Source organism: Rhizobium redzepovicii (assembly GCF_019793435.1).
Lineage (GTDB): Bacteria > Pseudomonadota > Alphaproteobacteria > Rhizobiales > Rhizobiaceae > Rhizobium > Rhizobium redzepovicii.
Window position 1 is genome coordinate 95317 of the sequence record NZ_JAILYH010000018.1, and the last position, 17296, is coordinate 112612.

At 59.4% G+C, this 17296-nt stretch carries 16 protein-coding genes and 3 pseudogenes; 7 read left to right on the forward strand and 12 right to left on the reverse strand.

The features are described from left to right. Positions 1 to 154: 154 nt before the first annotated feature. Together K6N12_RS34250 and K6N12_RS34255 are read left to right on the forward strand one after the other, a co-directional pair. Positions 155 to 400 carry a hypothetical protein gene (locus K6N12_RS34250; RefSeq protein WP_239620659.1) on the forward strand — a complete coding sequence of 82 codons (246 nt, stop codon included), beginning with the start codon at positions 155 to 157 and terminating at the stop codon, positions 398 to 400. 61 nt (positions 401 to 461) lie between these two features. Further along, positions 462 to 890 (forward strand): GGDEF domain-containing protein, encoded by a 429-nt coding sequence (locus K6N12_RS34255; protein ID WP_239620662.1) that lies wholly within the window; start codon positions 462 to 464, stop codon positions 888 to 890. A 249-nt stretch (positions 891 to 1139) separates the two neighbouring features. Here K6N12_RS34255 and K6N12_RS26050 read toward each other — a convergent pair whose 3' ends face one another. The 8 genes from K6N12_RS26050 to K6N12_RS26085 all read right to left on the reverse strand — a co-directional run bounded on the left by K6N12_RS26050 (position 1140) and on the right by K6N12_RS26085 (position 8176). Beyond that, positions 1140 to 1439, reverse strand: coding sequence for an I78 family peptidase inhibitor (locus tag K6N12_RS26050; protein ID WP_082933888.1), 300 nt, complete (start codon positions 1437 to 1439; stop codon positions 1140 to 1142). A gap of 98 nt (positions 1440 to 1537) precedes the next feature. After that, positions 1538 to 2533, reverse strand: coding sequence for a Gfo/Idh/MocA family protein (locus K6N12_RS26055; RefSeq protein ID WP_131711428.1), 996 nt, complete (start codon positions 2531 to 2533; stop codon positions 1538 to 1540). Next, positions 2530 to 3411, reverse strand: coding sequence for a sugar phosphate isomerase/epimerase family protein (locus K6N12_RS26060; protein ID WP_131711429.1), 882 nt, complete (start codon positions 3409 to 3411; stop codon positions 2530 to 2532). Before K6N12_RS26060 ends, K6N12_RS26055 begins: the two co-directional genes overlap by 4 nt. Before the next feature lie 52 nt (positions 3412 to 3463). Then, a complete protein-coding gene (locus tag K6N12_RS26065; RefSeq protein WP_131711430.1) occupies positions 3464 to 4297 on the reverse strand; it encodes a carbohydrate ABC transporter permease in 834 nt (277 codons plus the stop codon). Beyond that, entirely contained in the window at positions 4294 to 5151 is an 858-nt protein-coding gene (locus tag K6N12_RS26070) for a carbohydrate ABC transporter permease (RefSeq protein ID WP_239620731.1), read from the reverse strand. Before K6N12_RS26070 ends, K6N12_RS26065 begins: the two co-directional genes overlap by 4 nt. Positions 5152 to 5288: 137 nt before the next feature. Then, positions 5289 to 6491, reverse strand: a complete 1203-nt coding sequence (locus K6N12_RS26075) for an ABC transporter substrate-binding protein (RefSeq protein ID WP_222149009.1) — start codon at positions 6489 to 6491, stop codon at positions 5289 to 5291. A gap of 30 nt (positions 6492 to 6521) precedes the next feature. Continuing rightward, positions 6522 to 7475 (reverse strand): alpha/beta hydrolase, encoded by a 954-nt coding sequence (locus tag K6N12_RS26080; protein ID WP_343228885.1) that lies wholly within the window; start codon positions 7473 to 7475, stop codon positions 6522 to 6524. A 23-nt stretch (positions 7476 to 7498) separates the two neighbouring features. Then, entirely contained in the window at positions 7499 to 8176 is a 678-nt protein-coding gene (locus tag K6N12_RS26085) for a GntR family transcriptional regulator (protein ID WP_131711431.1), read from the reverse strand. 97 nt (positions 8177 to 8273) lie between these two features. Here K6N12_RS26085 and K6N12_RS26090 point away from each other — a divergent pair, with 97 nt between their 5' ends. Then, positions 8274 to 9335, forward strand: coding sequence for an ABC transporter ATP-binding protein (locus K6N12_RS26090; RefSeq protein WP_131711432.1), 1062 nt, complete (start codon positions 8274 to 8276; stop codon positions 9333 to 9335). 186 nt (positions 9336 to 9521) lie between these two features. On the opposite strand, the pseudogene K6N12_RS34825 reads toward K6N12_RS26090, so the two are convergent. After that, positions 9522 to 9818, reverse strand: a pseudogene (locus K6N12_RS34825) (hypothetical protein); the annotation flags it as partial. Here K6N12_RS34825 and K6N12_RS26100 point away from each other — a divergent pair. Next, positions 9760 to 10388: pseudogene (locus K6N12_RS26100) on the forward strand (IS6 family transposase). The pseudogenes K6N12_RS34825 and K6N12_RS26100 sit on opposite strands and share 59 nt — an antisense overlap. Before the next feature lie 305 nt (positions 10389 to 10693). Here the strand turns inward: K6N12_RS26100 and K6N12_RS26105 are convergent. The 3 genes and pseudogenes from K6N12_RS26105 to K6N12_RS26115 all read right to left on the reverse strand — a co-directional run bounded on the left by K6N12_RS26105 (position 10694) and on the right by K6N12_RS26115 (position 12994). Beyond that, positions 10694 to 11065, reverse strand: a complete 372-nt coding sequence (locus tag K6N12_RS26105; RefSeq protein WP_131711433.1) for a COG4315 family predicted lipoprotein — start codon at positions 11063 to 11065, stop codon at positions 10694 to 10696. A 284-nt stretch (positions 11066 to 11349) separates the two neighbouring features. Then, positions 11350 to 11511: pseudogene (locus tag K6N12_RS26110) on the reverse strand (IS5/IS1182 family transposase); the annotation flags it as partial. Between the two features lie 337 nt (positions 11512 to 11848). Then, positions 11849 to 12994, reverse strand: a complete 1146-nt coding sequence (locus K6N12_RS26115; RefSeq protein ID WP_131711482.1) for a helix-turn-helix domain-containing protein — start codon at positions 12992 to 12994, stop codon at positions 11849 to 11851. A 352-nt stretch (positions 12995 to 13346) separates the two neighbouring features. On the opposite strand from K6N12_RS26115, the gene K6N12_RS26120 reads away from it, so the two are divergent. From K6N12_RS26120 to K6N12_RS26130, 3 genes are read left to right on the forward strand one after another with little or no spacing between them, the layout of a single operon-like run. After that, the gene (locus K6N12_RS26120; protein WP_131711435.1) at positions 13347 to 14393 is read left to right on the forward strand and encodes a UDP-glucuronic acid decarboxylase family protein; all 1047 of its coding nucleotides are present in this window, start codon (positions 13347 to 13349) and stop codon (positions 14391 to 14393) included. Beyond that, positions 14393 to 15379, forward strand: a complete 987-nt coding sequence (gene galE / locus K6N12_RS26125) for a UDP-glucose 4-epimerase GalE (protein WP_131711436.1) — start codon at positions 14393 to 14395, stop codon at positions 15377 to 15379. Before K6N12_RS26120 ends, galE begins: the two co-directional genes overlap by 1 nt. After that, a complete protein-coding gene (locus K6N12_RS26130) occupies positions 15376 to 17280 on the forward strand; it encodes a glycosyltransferase family 2 protein (RefSeq protein ID WP_097630053.1) in 1905 nt (634 codons plus the stop codon). The genes galE and K6N12_RS26130 overlap by 4 nt, the downstream gene beginning before the upstream one ends. The last annotated feature ends 16 nt before the right edge of the window (positions 17281 to 17296 follow it).

The following is a 17296-nucleotide window of genomic DNA, read 5'->3' on the forward strand; positions in this document are numbered from 1 at the left end:
CTGCGTCGCAACGATGTGGTAGCCAAGAGAGGATTTTGGCCATTCGCGGCGAAATCTCGACGAAATGGACGCATAAATCAATTTTTATCGATGTGTTTCAACGCATTTTAAATTCATGAGCCCATAGCGATTTCACTTCGTCACGGTGGTATTGATGCGTCGTATTGTCGAAAAGGCTATTTTAACTGGACTGCTTTCAGTGTTCGCCTCCCTGGCTCTTACGTTGATCATTGTTCCGTTGTTGGGCGGGCAAGTGGCAGGCGCTGGGCTATTCATGACGATTTTTTGCCCCCTGGCGATATCGATCCCGGCTTCGGCGCTGCATTTTACTCAGTCGGAAAAAGTCCGACGCGCTGAAGCTGCGACAAAAGAGGCATTGAACAATCGCCGAGGCTTATGACGCCCTTCGCGTCCAATCTCGCAGGGATGGCCTGACGGGGATTCTCACTCGCAGCGCCTTCATGGAAGATCTAGACGCGACCAGTCAGCGCGGCATATCCGGCGCCTTGCTGTTTCTGGACCTGGACTATTTCAAGTCGATCAACGACCGATATGGTCATGCGACCGGAGATGAAGCTCTTCGCTGCACCGGTCGTGTCCTCGCCCGCTACCAAGGACAGTCAGATTTCGCGGGACGCCTCGGGGGCGAAGAGTTCGGTCTGTTTCAAGGCAATTTGACGGCTGCCGAGATGCTTATGCGTTGCGAGGAAATTCGGGAAGAGATCGCGCGTATCGATCTGCGATCTCCGTCAGGTTCGAAAGTGCGAATGTCGGCGAGTGTCGGCGTGTTTCATTGCCAGCCGGGGTTCCATCCCCACTCTTGTTTGAAAGCCGCGGACGAAAACCTTTATCAGGCCAAAGTCTCGGGTAGAAACATGGTCATCGGGTAGCTCTCGAGCGTGTGTCCGATGATCTAGAAAGACTTCTCCACTCTCGCAGGTAGTGCTGGAGAGCGACGGCAGGATATTCAGGCACCGCCTGGACACTTGGCCACAGCAGGCGATTCCGCGCGAGTTTGGCAGCACCTCGCGACGTCGGACCGTGAGCCAGCATTGCGCGGCTATTGGTCCCAAGGCTCACAGCTAGCCGCATTCCCGTTTCGACCAAGTGCAATGCACTCACAGCATTTTGCGTCAATATCATCCGCAGGTGGCTCTCAGCACCCGGCCGGAGGCGGGATCGGTCTCGATGGTAATTCGGTCAGCTCTGTAATCATGTGTAACGGGCTGGTCGGGTGCGATCTGACGCGCAATGGTTGCTCCGGTTGTCCGCCTGGCCTCCTCGTCGGTCGGCTTGGGCTTTCCAATGAGTGTTTGCGCGGCCGCGGCATCGCATCGGCCACTTTTAACTTCGGACGTTGTACCAGCTGAACACGCCACCAAAGGCGGAACTGCGCTCACGAATACCAGACCAGTTAGAACACGGACTGCATGCAGCATTGATTTTCCTCTCTTCCTACCGACGGTTAGTCCAGCAGTGCGCGGACCGGACCTACTGGTGCTGGGGAGTATGTTGAAATCTTGACCAGGCAGTCCTGTCACAGGCTTAGCTCGCGCCGCATGGTCTCCAGCCGCTCCATGGCGATGACGCCGTCGGCAATGGTCGGTGCCGCGGTTTGAGCCCCGCCAAGCGCCGGGACGACGTCGGCGAGCAGCGAATAATAACCCTTTGGGTCTTCATTCGCGGCAGCCGTGAAGTTCGGCTTCCAGGTCAGGGTATCGACGTGGTCAGCAAGTGTCGCGGCCGGATCATCTGTCTTGAAGGGCGGGTTGCGATGCCAGCGGACCTCGATGACATTCTCGACCTCGATACGCTGATGGTCGCCCATCAGTTCGATGCGTTCGACAGGCGTGCCCCGAGACTGAATGGTACCCATGGCGATGTTACCGATGGCGCCGCACTCGAATTCGAAGCCGATATGGAAGAGAACGCGGCCCGGCGTTTTTTCCACCTTGCGCGCGGACATCGAACGCACGGGCGAGACGAGGAAGGAGACGAGGTCCATGTAATGCACGCAATGATGCAGGAAGAAGCCGGTATAATCGACGTTGCCTGCGAAGTAGCCGGGCGCCGTCATGTAATAGCCGGTCAGGCCTAGAACGTCGCCGAAACGGCCCGATTTGACGATATTGGCGGCGATTTTGTTGCCGATCGAATAGCGCTTCATAAAGCCGACAAGGAGCGGCTTTTTGGCCTTTTCGGATGCAGCAAGAAGCTCTCGTGCGCCGGCCGCCGAGCCCGAAGGCGGTTTCTCCATGAACACGCCGAGACCACGCTCGAGAGCCGCCTTGCCGAAAGCGAGATGCTGATCTGGACCGACGGCCATGCCGACGGCATCGAGGCCGGGGGTGCGAAGCAGCGATTCGACATCGCTGGCCAATACCTGGACGCCGAACTGCCGGCCCGCATCGGCAAGCCGTTTTCCGTCTATATCACAGAGCGCCGCGATCTGGACGTCATGGCGGACAAGTTGCGGAAGAAGCATCTGGGTAGCGTGGACGCCGCACCCGATCCAACCAATTTTCAATGTCATCGGCGATATTCCGTCAGTGTGAGATGAGACTTGATGAAGGCGCTGGAGGCGCTGAGACGATCGCTTTCATCCTCATGAGGTGGGCGCCATTGCGCGAAGGGAACACCGAACCGATCGTCGGTGCGGCGGAAGGGCTCAAGTGATATCGGCCCTTTATAGCCAACCGCATGCAGGGCGCGGCAGACCGAGACCCAGTCCGTTGCTCCGGTTCCCGGAAAGCCCCGATGGTTCTCGTTCGCCTGGAAATGCACGATCCGGGTGCCGCCAAGAAGAATGGCCTCGGCTATCGAGCTTTCCTCCATGTGCATATGGAAGGTATCGAGCATCAGTTGGATCGCGGGGTGGTCAACGGCATCGAGCAGTTCGATGGCCTGCTGCGTCGTGCACAGCACGTCGCTCTCGAAACGGTTAAGGGGCTCGACGGCCAGCAGAATGCCGGCGGCCTTGGCATAGTCGCCGACCTCGCGCAGACCCGCCACGCAGCGCCGCTTGCGGGCAAGGCGTTCTTCTTCCGCCACGGGCTGGGGCGGGCGGCCGGCAAAGACCAGGGGATTGCCCGTCAGCGGGCCTCCGACGATTTGCGCGCCAAGCGCCTTGGCACAATCGACCGTGTATTTCAGGTAGTCTATGCCGGCGCGATGGGCGTCTCCCTCAGCCGAAGAGAGATTGCGCTGCAGATTGACGCGTGCGGCCAGCACGACGCCGAGCCCGGCATCGTCCAGAGCCTTGCGCGCCTCTTTCATGTCGATCTCGCCGACTTCGGGAACCAGCAGCTCGACGAAATCGTAGCCGTGCTGGCGCATGCGCGTAAAGAGCGGGAAATGCTCGGCCGTGAAAGGCCTTGCATATTGCATGGAGATCAACCCGATCGGGTTCATGTGTGTATCCTCTTTCATCGACCGGCCCGGCATTCGCGGAGCGGTATGGTGGTCAACCTTTTACGGCACCCTGGGTCAGCCCGCCGATCAGGCGGCGTTGCACGAGAAGGAAAAGCAGCGTCGCCGGCAAGGCTCCCACGACGGCGCCGGCGGCAAGCAAGCCCCATTCGATCTGGTATTCGCCGATCAGCGTCTGGATCGCGACGGTCACGGGGCGAACGTTCTTGCCGCCGAGCGTCAGAGCATAGAGATATTCGTTCCAGGCGGTGATGAAGATGTAAATTCCGGTGGAGATGATGCCGGGCATCATCAGAGGCAACACGACGCGGCGCAATGCCGTCAGCCGCGTGCACCCGTCCGTCATCGCCGCTTCGTCGAGGCTCCTGGGGATTGCGCCGACATAGCTGGTCAGCATCCAGACGGCAAAGGGAATGGCCGCCGTCGCATTGGCGAGGATCAGCGCGAAATGCGTGTCGAGGATGTTGAGCTTTCGAAACAGCACGAAAAGCGGCAGGATCAGAAGCACGATCGGGAACATGTTGATCAACAGAAACTGCAGCATGAACGCTTTGCGTCCTGCGAACCTGAAGCGAGAGAAGGCGTAAGCTGCCGTGACGGAAACCAGCAGTCCGACAACGACGGTGCCTACGGCGATGATCAGGCTGTCCAGCATGTTCTTCAGAAATGACGTCTGTTCGATCAGGCGGACGTAATTGTCAAAGCTCCAGCCCGAGGGCGAAATGGAAACGCCTGTGGCACTGAGAACTGCCGTTGGAGTCAGCGATGTCAAGATCATCCATGCAAAGGGTGCCATGGCGAAGATCACGATTAGGAGAACCGGCAGGTCGGTCGTCAGGATGCGGCGTAAGGTGCTGGATTTGTTCATCGTTCAACATCGCGCATGGTGCGGGCAAGATAGACGGCGACAAAAGCGCCGAGCAAAAGGGTGAAGGTGACGGCGATGGTGGTGCCGTAGCCGAAGTCGAGATTCTGACGCGCCTTGATGAAGGCGTAGAGCGGCAGCGTATGGGTGGCATAGCCTGGCCCGCCGCCGGTCATGACGAAAATCACGTCCATCGAATTGGCGACCCAGATTACCCGCAGCAGGCCGGCCGTCGCCAGAACCGGGCCGATACCCGGCAAGGTGATGTGCACGAATTGCCGCCAGGCGGATGCGCCATCGATCGAGGCGGCTTCATACTGGCTTTTCGGAATTCCCTGAAGCCCGGCAAGGATCATCACCGCGAAGAAGGGGAAACCCTGCCACGTCAGCGTTGCGATGATGGCGTAAAGCGCGACGCCCGGATCGGCGAGCCATGGAACCGCCGTCTGGACGACGTGCAGGTAGAGCAGGATATCGTTGAGGACACCGGTGTTCGGATCATAGATCCAGCGCCACATCAGTGCGATGACGACGCTTGGCAGCGCCCAGGGGATGATGACAAGGGCGCGCGCCAGCCCGCGCCAGGGAAATTCGCGGTTGAGAAGCAGCGCTGTGAGGAGGCCAAGGCCCATTTGCAGCGGCACCGTCAGGCCGATCCAGATCACTGTGTTCCACAGGGCGCTCCAGAACACAGGGTCGTTGAACAATTTGACGTAATTGCCGAATCCGACGAAGCGGCTTGCATTCGGCTTGAACAGGACGAGATCGTAGAAGCTTGTGAAAACGGCCTGGATCATCGGCAGGAAGACGATCACAGCGGTGACGCAAACAGCCGGTGCCAGCAGCCAATAGGGCATAAAATGCTGGCGTTGCCAGAACGGTTTTACCTTCTGTTCCCTGGGCGTGGAAACGATCGTCGACATGCGAAAATCCTGACTTTCAAATTTACGCGATGGGGTGGCTCCGGTGGATGGTCCACCGGAGCCACGGGCATTTACTCCGCAAAGAGCGTGTTGAGCTGCTCCATCATCTGCTGCGACGTGGTTTGGCCGGTCAGGGCCTGCTGCATCGCCGTCTGCCAGGCCGTGTTCACGAATTCGGACGTCCCGGAACTCTGGGGCAGGACGTGGGCGAAGGGCAGGGACTGGACAGTAGCGTCGACGAAGCGGCGTTCGTGAAGCTTCCAATCGGCTGCCCCGCTTTTCGTCACGGTCATCTGGCCGGTCGCGGTGTTGAAGGCGAAATTGTTTTCGCCTTCCGCCAGGAACGAGATCCATTTCCAGGATGCATCCTTGACCGAGGACGACGAGAAGACGGCAAGCGACTCGTCGCCATAGGACGTCCACTGCTTGCCGCCGCATTTCGGCACCGGTACCGCCGAAACCTTGTCGCCCAGAGCGGCAACCAGATCCTTGGACGAGCCGATATGATGGATCGTCATCGCCGTCTTGCCGGTTTTGAAGGCCGCGATGATTTCCTGGAAACCGTCATTCGGCGCCGATGGCGGAATGACCTTGTCTTTCTGGAACAAGTCGATCAGCCATTGATTGGCGGCCACGGCTTCTGGCGTCGTCAGGCCGCCGGGCTTCAGTTCGGCGCCTTTCGAAAATACGAAAGCGCCCCACTGATCCCAGCCACCCTTGCCCCCACGCAGGCCGAAGCCGTAGGTGTCGGGCGCCTTGGTCAGCTTGATCGCCGCCTCGCGGAAATCCTCGCAAGTCGTCGGCGGCTTGAGACCGGCCGCTTCAAACAGATCGGCGCGGTAATAGAGGTAGAGCACCACATACTGGATCGGCAGGTAATATTGCTGGCCATCGGCGCCCTTGTTCAGTTCGAGCAGATTGTCGAGAAGATCTGCCTTGCCCTGCCACGCGTTGATGCGGTCGCCGATCGGCTCCAGCGCGCCCATTTCAAGAAGGCGCGGCTGCGCGAAAAGTTTGACCATGGCCGCATCGGGTGCGTTGCCGCCGACAAGGGCCGTGTAGAGATTGTCGTAGTAACTGTTCCAGGGAACGTTTTCGGCCTCGATCTTGATGTCGGGATTGGCTTTTTCGAATTTGGCTACCAGATCGGACATCGGGTTTGCGGGGTTGTCGAAGTGGTACCAGAAGCGGACTGTCTCTGCGGCCCGTGCTGGATTGAGCGCAAGGGAGGCAGCCATCGCCGCGCCCAAGGCCAGTTTCCTCAAGAGTTTCATTGCCTTTATCTCCTCCAGTTTCAGCAATTCTCACGTTCTGTTCTTCAAAGCCCTCGCCGCTGCACCGGCCGAGCGCAACGCCTCCCGCGCTGCCTCAAGCTCATTGGTGTTTTGCAGAAAGCCGTGCGTGACCCCAGCAACGATGTGGATAGGGTCATTGCGATGCAGTTCCCTGAGGCGCGCATGAAGCGCCATCGTATCTGAAAAGAGCGGATCGACCCCCGCAGCCATCAGATAGAGCGGTGGCAACCTCGACAACGCGTCATCCGTTGCCACCAGTGGACAGGCAAGTTCATCAGAAGCGATTGCCTGCTCACCTGCATACCAATTCCAATAGCGGCGCATCCGCTCCGTCGTCAGGCCGGGTCCGGTTTCGAAGCGCTGATAGGACTCGCCGGAGAGATCGCACCGATAACAGCCGTAAAATAGCAGTCCGCCGTCAGGAAGGGCGCGGTCGTCGCGCAATTCATGCAGGATTGCGGCAAGCGCCAGATTGGCGCCAGCGGAATCGCCCGCGATAAGAAGAGGCCGGCAATCGACACCTTCGATTTTGCCGTCCAGCACGGCCCGAAGACATGCGACCGTATCAAGCAACCCGGCCGGGAAGGGGTTTTCCGGCGCCAACCGATAATCCGGCATGACAATGGTCATCCGCGCTTCCGCGGCCAAGACGCGTGCTAAACGTTCATGTGTTTCTGGGCTGCAAAAGGCAAAACCGCCGCCATGCACGAAAAATATGACGCCGCCTTCGGCATCCGCCGGCGATAGGATACGCATGCGGCAGGGGTGAGAACCAAGTCCACTGTCGGCAGCGATCCACACCTGCCGGTCTACCGCCATCGGCGGCAGGTTGACGTTCCAGCGCTCGTTGTTGCGTGCCGACTGCGCACGGCCCTCGGCAGCTGGCAGGAGTGTCGGATCGGTCTGCGGACCCGTGTCGGCCGCAACCCTCGCCCACAGGGCCTGCATCTCGGCCGACAGCACTCCGGGATCTGCCGCGACCGCACTCACTGGTTCGCATCCGGAAAAACATCGGGACCTAAGTCGACGATCGTCGCGATATGGTGACGCATGACAGCGGTGGCATTAGCAATGTCGCCGCTTTCGATGGCGTCTATGATGCTGCGATGGCGCAACGCCGTCGCGCGAAGGTCGCGCGCCGAGCGGCTCCTCGATATCTTGAAGCGGTGGTTGTGTACGAGGCACCGGTGCAAGATCGGATCGAGGGCCGGAAGATTGGCGGCTTCGAGAATGCGCCGATGGAAATCCCGGTCGATTGCCGCGAGATGAAGTTCATCGTCGCCCTCGGCCGCGGCCACCATATCGTCGAGCATTGCGTTCAAATCTGCGATCAACGCCTTGCCGAGCGACCGCATCGTCCGAGGAAGACCACTGCACTCGATGTGGGTGCGCAAGCGGAACATCTCCACCGCCTCATCCGCGGTGCATTCGGAAACCTGGGTCCCGCGATGACCCTGGCGCCGAACGAGGCCTTCCTCCTGAAGCTGCAGCAGCGCTTCGCGAACAGTTCCCTGGCTGCATTGAAAATGCGCTGCGAGGTCGAGTTCCGTCAGACCGGTTCCGGCCGCAAGGTTCCCCAGCATGATGTCGCGCTTCAGCGCATTGAAGGCGAGCGAAGCCTTGGGCGGCTTGGTGACCGTGGGCCTGGGGGAAAAATATGCCATTGATCGAACCTGTTGCCGATTGCATCTCGCTTGTCTTATCGTTATCAATAATGATATCGATAATGGCCGTCAAGGCGAAAAGACATGGAGGAACGTCGTGACCGGCATCACGCTCAACAAGATCAGCAAATCCTACGGGGAACTGCAGGTTATCCACGATATCGACATCGATATCGCCAGCGGCGAATTTCTCGTGCTGGTCGGGCCTTCCGGCTGCGGCAAGTCCACTCTGCTGCGGATGATCGCTGGGCTCGAAGATATAACGGGAGGCGAACTTGCTATCGGCGGCGCCACGGTCAACACGTTATCGCCCGCCGAGCGCAACATCGCCATGGTATTTCAGGACTATGCGCTCTATCCGCACATGACGGTTGAAGACAACATGTCGTTTGGCCTCAAGATGCGTGGTGCGGCATCGGACGAAATCGACAGGCGGGTCGAAAACGCTGCCAACGTCCTCAAGATCAAGGATTTCCTCAAGCGCCGTCCTGCCCAATTGTCTGGCGGCCAACGCCAGCGTGTCGCCATGGGCCGCGCGATCGTTCGAGAGCCGGCGGCGTTTCTGTTCGACGAACCGCTCTCCAATCTCGATGCCTCCCTGCGCGTTGAAATGCGTCTGGAGATCGCCAAGCTTCACAATCGCATGAAGGCAACCACGGTCTACGTCACCCATGACCAGGTCGAGGCCATGACCTTGGCTGACAGGATCGCGGTGATGAACGCTGGCGTGGTCGAGCAGATCGGCAAGCCCCTGGATCTCTATCGCAAACCAGCAAGTCTTTTCGTGGCGCGCTTCATCGGCAGCCCGACGATGAACACAATCGACGCAGCGCCTGCAGACGGTAATTCGATCACCGTGCTCGGACACCAGATCGAGATCGCGGAACATGGTGGTCGTGCGGCATCGATCGTATTTGGCATTCGACCGGAAGATCTCACCCGTTGTTCACCCGAGGAGGCATGGTTTTCGGGAGAGGTGTCTGTTGCAGAACGTCTCGGAAGTCACACCTACGCGTATGTCGAGATCGGAGACGCTCGCATGCTGACGGTGGAACTGCCCCGCGAAACGGACATCGCCGTCGGAGAAAAGATCCATCTGAAGGGTTATGCCGGAGCAATCCATCTCTTCGACAAATCGACAGGGCGACGTCTGAACTAGCTGCAATGCCTGACGTTCGTCGAATGTGACCCACTTGTGCAGCCGCAGGCGACATCGCTGCGCCCGCCAACCTTCCAAGGGCTGATCGATCCACCGCTTTAGACGCGCCCAGTCTTGCCGGGCTGGCTCGCTCAAAACGAGGCCATGTCCCGGGCGGGTCGGCGCATGGGCGAAACCATCGCGGACGTCTATTGGCTGCTCTACGAGATGATCGAAATTCTGGAATGAACATTCGAGCCACTCGACCTCCGGAAGTGCGACAGCCATGTGGACGCCGGCTTCCAGGAAAGCGTTGCCGAGGCTGACCGGGATGCCGAGTTCAGCTGCGAGCCAGCCGATCTGCATGACATCCGTCACCTGGCCATGAACATTGAGCGGTATTGCCAAGTTGTTTGACTTGTCTGCGTCGGCTATTCGAGCCCGGATGAATATCCCGTGCCAAATGCCGCGCCTGAAAGGCTTTCGCTTTGCCCGTGAAATCATCGCCTATGCGGTATGGGCTTATCATCGCTTCGCGCTGAGCACCGCCGACGTGGAAGACCTGCTTGCCGAACGCGGTGTCGTTGTCAGCGGGAAGCAATCCGGCTTTGGGTCAATCGCTTCGGGCGGCATTTTGCAGTCTGTGTCCGGCGAGATCGACCTGCGCCTCGCGATAAATGTGTGCTCGACATTCTGGTTCAGCCACGTCGGGATGCGAAGGCCGCAAGGCGTTTCCTGCGCGGTTTGGTTGCTCGGTTCGGCATGCCAAGGGTTGTCGTTACGGACAAACTCCGCAGCTACATCAAGCCGATCCGAACCCCTCGCGGCCGAGCATCGGGCGCACAAAGGACTCAATAGTGCGGTCGAAGTCTCGCACAGGCCGACACGAAAGCGGGAGAAGATATTCGGCAGGTTCAAGTCACCGCGGCAAGCACAGAGGTTTCTCGCTGCCCACCGCCGGGTCAATCTGATCTTCCGGCCCCACCGCCACAAAATCACGCCGCGTCTTGCCGTCACGCCAGGGCGGATGCGTTTGCCCTCTGGCATGACTATACCGCGGAAATGACCGCCTGAGCTTAGTCCAGCTGATCGCGCGCAACTTGCTTCAAACAACTTGGCGATACCATTCAGAGTGATCCCGGAAAACTGAGGTGTGGTAACTCCAGTCTCCTAAATCCGCTCCGAATGGACAACCTCCGGAAAGCTCACATCTAGGACGTCGACGCTGAAGACGTTCTCGACGCCAAGGCCAGCTTTCTCGCTCGAGCCAGGCCGGTTTTGTCGGCGAAAGCCGTAGAGAAGGGATATATAGTTTCAGAGGTCGGTCTTTCGGTTCACGGCGATCCAACGACTGTCCGTTCAAACGGCCGTCGGTTCAGCTATTTGGCCGCGTGCCAAACTCCCCCAACGCCATCGCCGTTGGCTTCACCGGCTTTCTTATCCTCGACATAGGTGTATAGCGGCTTGCCCTCGTAGGCCCACATCTCCTTGCCATCCGCAGCCTTGACTAGAGTCCATTCGCCTTCTGCCTTGGCCTTGGCTCCAGCGTGGAACGCCGGCCACTTCTTCAGGCAATCCTCATCGCAATTGGATTTTCCTTTTGTATCTTTGTCGAAGGTGTAAAGGACCATGCCTTTTTCAGTAGCCAGGACCTTGCCCATTTTCGTATCCACCATCTTGGCAGGCTCGGCCGCAAAAGCAGACCCAGTTAAAGCAGTTAACGCACCTAAGGCGATCAATATCGTTCTCATGATTTTTCTCCCATTCGGCAGTGCCCGCGGAATGCCAGCAGCACCCGATCTAACTGACACAAACGCCCAACTATGAAAGCAGTTCCGTCCACGGGGGACGAACACGACAGGCCCGTAAAGGTTATAGCTCCGCGGCGCGCCGATATCGTTAAAAAACTCTATGGATTAGTCGCTTAACCCGTCGTTTAGGCCTGTTGGGCGGGGAGTTGTTATTTGCCCTGCGCCTGTGCGCAAGGTATCGATTTATGCCACTCTTATACAGCGATGCCGCCGTGCAGCGACCTTTATAATGTCCGTTTGGCCAGTCTCCTGAGGTTTGGGGCGGTTGCCGCAAGCAGGAATTCATCTGGCGCGCCGCACGGACCTCGCAGCCTCAAACGGGGCATCCGTAGAATGCGTTTCAAGTGTGCAAGGAGCATCTCGACCTTCTTGTGACGATGCCGGGACTGCTCATATTCTGGCGTGGCACCAATCGCCCGGGCGACGAGGGGCGAGGTCATCCCGGAATCCGGGGGCGCAATCGTCTTGGAATGAAGGCGCGGCTTTATTGGAATCGGCACACAAAGGCATGCTGGACGAGGTGGCGAGCGCGGGAGCCATCCGCTGCGGACTGGCCCGGGCAGGAGGGGGAGTCGCTGCACATTTGCGAAGATGATGAGCAGCAGGCATCGTAGACCGCAACAGGCGATTGGCCATCGGTCTGGAGTGAGCCCGCGGTGCCTTCGGCAAGCGCGTCGGCCGCCGCTTAACGTGATTCGAGTCTGGATTTCAGCCCGACCCGGATCAACCCCTCGGGGCCAGCCAATCTCCGATCGTTTTTCCGTAGCGCCGCGTGGAGCTGATGGCCGGAGCTGGCCGCTGTTGGGTTGTCACAGTCCTTCGGATTTCACGCGGGCTCAGCCCGAATTCGTGGATGAAGGCGCGCGTAAAATTGGCAGCGACCTCGAAACCGGCAGCTTCTGCGATTTCTGAAATCGGCCTGTGGTCGGCCGAATTGCTGAGATCCGCATAGGCCTGCAGCAATCGTCGCTTGCGAATATAGTTGAGCACACCTCCGCTCGCCTCAAACAGCTGGTAAAGCCGCGTACGCGAAATCCCTAACGCGCGGCACATCATGTCCGGTGTCAAGTTCGCCGAATGGAGATTGACGTGAATGTAGCGGTGCGCCCGCTCCATCAGTCCCATGTTGGTTTGGTTTTGACCGGTATCAGTCCTTGCGGATGATGCGGCGGCCGCAACGACCATATCGCCGATGGTTTGGATGATCCGGGGCACTTCCTCGATCGTCAGATTGCCGAGGTTCGTTTCGAGGCCTGTGAGATAGCCCGTGAGCAACTCGGCGTGGCTGCCCGAAAGAACCGCGTTGCCGGCGCTCTGGAGAAGGCTCGCATCGCGCGCCAGCAGCTCATACGGCAGGAACACGAGCAAAGCTTCGTTATCTGTCATCCGTCCGCGATAGGGGCTGCCGAGAGACATGAACAATATCTCGCCTGCACCTGTCTCGGTGACACGACGGTTGACCTCGGTCCAGGCCTGGCCGCTGCGCTGCAGGCCGACATTCCAGTGGTCGATGGGGCTCGATCGGAGCATGGCCTGATCGCGGACATATCTGTGGGCATGCACGCGCTGCTGTACGACGAGGATATCGCCGAGATGCCAGCCGATCTGCTCCGCGATGAACCCGTCATCCGGTGATTTTCCCTCCGGCAAATGAACATCCACGAGCGGCGCCATATGTGCACGCCAGGCCGGGAACTGTTCTGTCGGTGGCAGGTCCTGCGTCGAGAATCGCAGCGGCACGAGTGCAGGGGAGGCATTGGGTGGTCGTTCCTTGCCCATGGCCGGTTCACGCGCCCAGCGTCGCCGCTCCATATGCGCCGGCCGCTGTTCCCCGACAGGATCATCGTCGGATTCAGACCCTATAGCCATTAACTCCTCCAGCGCATAACCCGACCCAAGCCATGGAAATTCAGAAAAGCGATTGTTTTTCCGGCTGAAATCTCCGCAGAACCCCGTCTGAGAAAGCGGAAGTGCCGGAAGAGTCTCATCCATAAGTTGTTATCATACTCCTTTCGCTCTGAAATGTACGGAGCGATAATTTCCAGGATCTAGGGATAACGACAATTGCTTCCCTTAGCTGTATCTAAATAAACATCGGTTCTTTCCAAAAGAAAAACCGGGCGAATAAAATATTCGCATGATCGAACGACTTAGCTTCGCGGTATGGCGAAGTACAGATCGAAAAGAACACAGCAAAATCTGAAAAACACGGGGGATAGTCATGAACTACCTTAGTAGGATTCGTGCGCGCACTGCGAAGACTTCGTCTCATGATGAAAGTTATTCATCCGAAAACTCTCGTGCGCCCAAGAGAGTTCTTGTCACCGGCGGCGCAGGTTTCCTCGGATCACATCTGTGCGAGAGGCTTTTGGCCGCCGGACACCAGGTGATCTGCCTCGACAACTTTTCCACCGGCATGCGGCGCAATATCGCCCATCTGAAGGGCGTCGAGCGCTTCAATGTCGTCGCCCACGATATCGTCCAGCCACTCGATCTGGAAGTCGACGAGATCTATAATCTCGCCTGCCCGGCATCGCCCCCGCATTATCAGGCCGATCCGGTCCATACCACGAAGACCTGCGTGTTGGGCTCCCTCAACCTTCTGGAGCTGGCCGCGCGCACCGGCGCACGCATCCTCCAGGCATCCACCTCCGAAGTCTACGGCGACCCGAACGTCCACCCGCAAGTCGAAAGCTACTGGGGCAACGTCAATTCGTTCGGCCCGCGCTCCTGCTATGACGAGGGCAAGCGATGCGCCGAGACCCTGTTTTTCGACTTCCACAACACGCACGGCGTCGAGATCAAGATCATCCGCATCTTCAACACCTACGGCCCGCGGATGCGTCCGGACGACGGCCGCGTCGTCTCGAATTTTATCGTTCAGGCCCTGACAGGGCAAGACATCACGATATATGGCGACGGTTCGCAGACCCGCTCGTTCTGTTTCGTCGATGATCTCATCGGCGGCATGGTCCGCATGATGGCCTCACCGTCGTCGCTGACGGGGCCCGTCAATCTCGGCAATCCGGGCGAATTCACGATCCGGGAGCTGGCCGAACAGGTGATCAAATTGACCGGCTCCCGGTCGCAAATCATCCATCGCCCTCTGCCGGTTGACGACCCTCGTCAGCGTCGCCCAGACATTTCGCTCGCCATGCAGGAACTGGACTGGCGGCCGAAGATCGACTTGTCGAGCGGCCTGCGTCAGACGATCGACTATTTCGATGGTCTTCTCACCCGTCCGGCACGCGAATTGGAGGCGGTCTGATGGATGCGCCCCGGGTCCTTGTCACCGGCGGTGCCGGCTATATCGGCAGCCACACTGCCAAGCTCCTCCGCTCGGAGGGGATTGAGCCTGTCGTCTACGACAATCTTACGACCGGAAACCGTTCGTCCGTGCGCTGGGGCCCTTTCGTCGAAGGTGACGTCCTCGACTCGCCATGTCTGATCGAGGCCATCGAGAAATATGCTCCCGATGCCGTCATCCACTTTGCTGCCTCTGCCTACGTGGGCGAGTCCGTGCAAAACCCGGCGAAATATTACAACAACAATGTCTGCGGTGCGTTGTCGCTTATCGATGCCTGCCGGCAGACGGGGCTTCAGAACGTCATCTTCTCATCGAGCTGTGCCGTCTACGGCGTCCCCTCCGTGCTGCCGATCGATGAGACGTTGCCGAAGGCTCCGATCAATCCCTACGGCAAGACCAAGCTGATCTTCGAGCATATGCTCGCCGATTATGCGGCGGCCTACGGCCTGCGGTATGTTGCCCTGCGTTACTTCAATGCCTGTGGAGCCGATCCGGACGGCGAGCTTGGCGAATGGCACGTTCCGGAAACCCATCTCATTCCGCGGGCGCTGCTGGCCGCGGCCGGCCGGATTCCGCACCTGGAAATATTCGGCGATGATTACGACACCCCTGACGGCACCTGCATAAGGGACTATATTCACGTCGCAGATCTCGCGCGCGCCCATGTTCAGGCCTTCACCCATCTCGCCAAAGGCGGAGCAAACCTCGCCGTCAACCTCGGCACCGGGCGGGGTTTTTCCATCAGGGAAGTCCTGCGCTCGATCCAGGAAACGACCGGGTGCGAAGTCCCGGTCGTCATTCATCCACGCCGGCCGGGCGATCCGCCCAGCCTCTACGCCGACGCCAGCTTGGCCCGCGAGACGCTCTGCTTCCAACCTCGATATTCCGACCTCGAAACCATCGTGCGAACGGCAGCTCCGTTCTTCGGACTGGAGGCGCGCGCGTGACCGAACTTGCGATTACCCAAGCGACGCGTGCTCCGGAACCCTCTCACGAGCCGCTTCTTGTCCCGGTTCTGACCGGACATCGGCGGGCCGAATATCTGTTCTCGGCGGCCGTATGGGCCTGGGCCTTCGCCTATTTCTGGATCTGGTGGTTGGAGCCGCGCCATCACGTCGATGCTTTCGGCACGATTACAGTGAGCCTCGTTCTTGCCTGGGTTACCGCTCTGCCGGCCTATTTCATCGTCGTCTTCTATCGGGCGGCAAGACCGAACGGTCCCTTGCGCCTGCCGGCGGGCAGTCGAGTGGCCATGGTCGTGACCAAGGCGCCGGCCGAACCCTTCTCGGTCGTCAGTGAAACCCTGCTGGCAATGCTGGCCCAGGAGGTGGAACACGACACCTGGCTTGCCGATGAAGACCCTTCCCCCGAGACTCTTAACTGGTGCTCCCGGCACGGGGTCCTCGTCTCGACCCGCAAGGGGCGATCCGATTATCATCGGACGTCGTGGCCCCGACGCATGCGGTGCAAGGAAGGCAACCTCGCCTTCTTCTACGACCACTACGGCTACAGCCGCTACGATTTCGTGGCGCAACTCGATGCGGATCATGTTCCCGCGCCCGACTATCTCTTCCACATGTTGCGTCCGTTCGCCGATCCAAAGGTCGGCTATGTTTCGGCCCCCAGCATTTGCGACAAGAACGCTTCCGAAAGCTGGTCGGCACGTGGAAGGCTCTATGCCGAGGCCAGCATGCATGGCTCGCTCCAAGCCGGCTACAATGGCGGCCTGGCGCCGATGTGCATAGGGTCGCATTACGCGGTACGTACCGTCGCCCTCAAACAGATCGGCGGCCTCGGTCCGGAGTTGGCTGAAGACCATTCGACGACACTGATGATGAATGCCGGCGGCTGGCGGGGTGTGCATGCGCTGGATGCCATCGCCCATGGTGACGGCCCCAGAACCTTCAGCGATCTCGTGACGCAGGAATTCCAGTGGTCGCGCAGCCTGGTCATGGTGCTGTTGCGGTACTCGCCGAGCCTCGTCGGCCGGCTGCCGCCCCGGCTCAAGTTCCAGTTCCTCTTTTCGCAACTCTGGTATCCGCTTTTTGCGTTCTTTATGTTGCTCATGTTTGCGTTGCCGATCATCGCGCTCGTGCGCGGCCAGTTCGTGACGGTGACCTACCCAGATTTCCTGGCGCATTTCGCACCGCTTTCTATCGCTCTCGTGGTGATGGCTTATCGCTGGCGCGCCAGCAGCTCGTTTCGCCCTTACGACGCCAAGATCCTGAGCTGGGAATGCATGCTATTTCTCTTCGCGCGCTGGCCCTGGGCGCTCGCCGGCACGCTGGCTGCGATGCACGATTTTGTAACGGGCTCCTTCGTCGATTTCCGCGTCACTCCGAAAGGGCGGTCCGAAGTCGATCTGCTGCCGGTGCGTGTCCTGGCGCCCTACGCTTTGCTGGCGCTCATGGCGGTGCTGCCCGCCCTGGCAATCGGCGATGCCGGCGCCTCCAAGGGGGCTTACTTCTTTACCATCCTGAACGCGGCAATCTACTGCGCGCTGCTCTTGGTCATCGTCGGGCGTCATTCGAAGGAAAATATGGTTGCGGCGGCCCCGCGTTTCTACCGTCCGGCGATGGCGACCGTGCTTCTTGCGCTCGTCGCGCTGCCGGGGGTTGCAACCACCATGCGCGGCAAGGATGCGACCGAGGCACTCGCCTGGGGCAGCGGTCGCCTTCAGCTGTTCGAAGAGCGCTATGCCGTCTCGGGTGCAGGCCGGGGCGGGAGCGCCCTGCGCACGATCTTTTTCAAACCACGATGGATTTCCGATCCGGAGGAGATCCAACTGAGAACCGATGCCGCTCACCCGGATGTGCGGCCGAGCGTGGAGGAAACACACAATGCATAGCCCATCCAAAATAGCC

Excerpts from the sequence above, each read along its gene's own strand:
- K6N12_RS34255 (WP_239620662.1), top strand. The coding sequence starts at position 462 with ATGGAAGATCTAGACGCGACCAGTCAGCGCGGCATATCCGGCGCCTTG.
- K6N12_RS26060 (WP_131711429.1), bottom strand. The coding sequence starts at position 3,411 with ATGAACCCGATCGGGTTGATCTCCATGCAATATGCAAGGCCTTTCACG.
- K6N12_RS26050 (WP_082933888.1), bottom strand. The coding sequence starts at position 1,439 with ATGCTGCATGCAGTCCGTGTTCTAACTGGTCTGGTATTCGTGAGCGCA.
- K6N12_RS26055 (WP_131711428.1), bottom strand. The coding sequence starts at position 2,533 with ATGACATTGAAAATTGGTTGGATCGGGTGCGGCGTCCACGCTACCCAG.
- K6N12_RS26065 (WP_131711430.1), bottom strand. The coding sequence starts at position 4,297 with ATGAACAAATCCAGCACCTTACGCCGCATCCTGACGACCGACCTGCCG.
- K6N12_RS26070 (WP_239620731.1), bottom strand. The coding sequence starts at position 5,151 with ATGCCCTATTGGCTGCTGGCACCGGCTGTTTGCGTCACCGCTGTGATC.
- K6N12_RS26085 (WP_131711431.1), bottom strand. The coding sequence starts at position 8,176 with ATGGCATATTTTTCCCCCAGGCCCACGGTCACCAAGCCGCCCAAGGCT.
- K6N12_RS26115 (WP_131711482.1), bottom strand. The coding sequence starts at position 12,994 with ATGGCTATAGGGTCTGAATCCGACGATGATCCTGTCGGGGAACAGCGG.
- K6N12_RS26120 (WP_131711435.1), top strand. The coding sequence starts at position 13,347 with ATGAACTACCTTAGTAGGATTCGTGCGCGCACTGCGAAGACTTCGTCT.
- galE (WP_131711436.1), top strand. The coding sequence starts at position 14,393 with ATGGATGCGCCCCGGGTCCTTGTCACCGGCGGTGCCGGCTATATCGGC.
- K6N12_RS26075 (WP_222149009.1), bottom strand. The coding sequence starts at position 6,491 with ATGAAACTCTTGAGGAAACTGGCCTTGGGCGCGGCGATGGCTGCCTCC.
- K6N12_RS34250 (WP_239620659.1), top strand. The coding sequence starts at position 155 with ATGCGTCGTATTGTCGAAAAGGCTATTTTAACTGGACTGCTTTCAGTG.
- K6N12_RS26105 (WP_131711433.1), bottom strand. The coding sequence starts at position 11,065 with ATGAGAACGATATTGATCGCCTTAGGTGCGTTAACTGCTTTAACTGGG.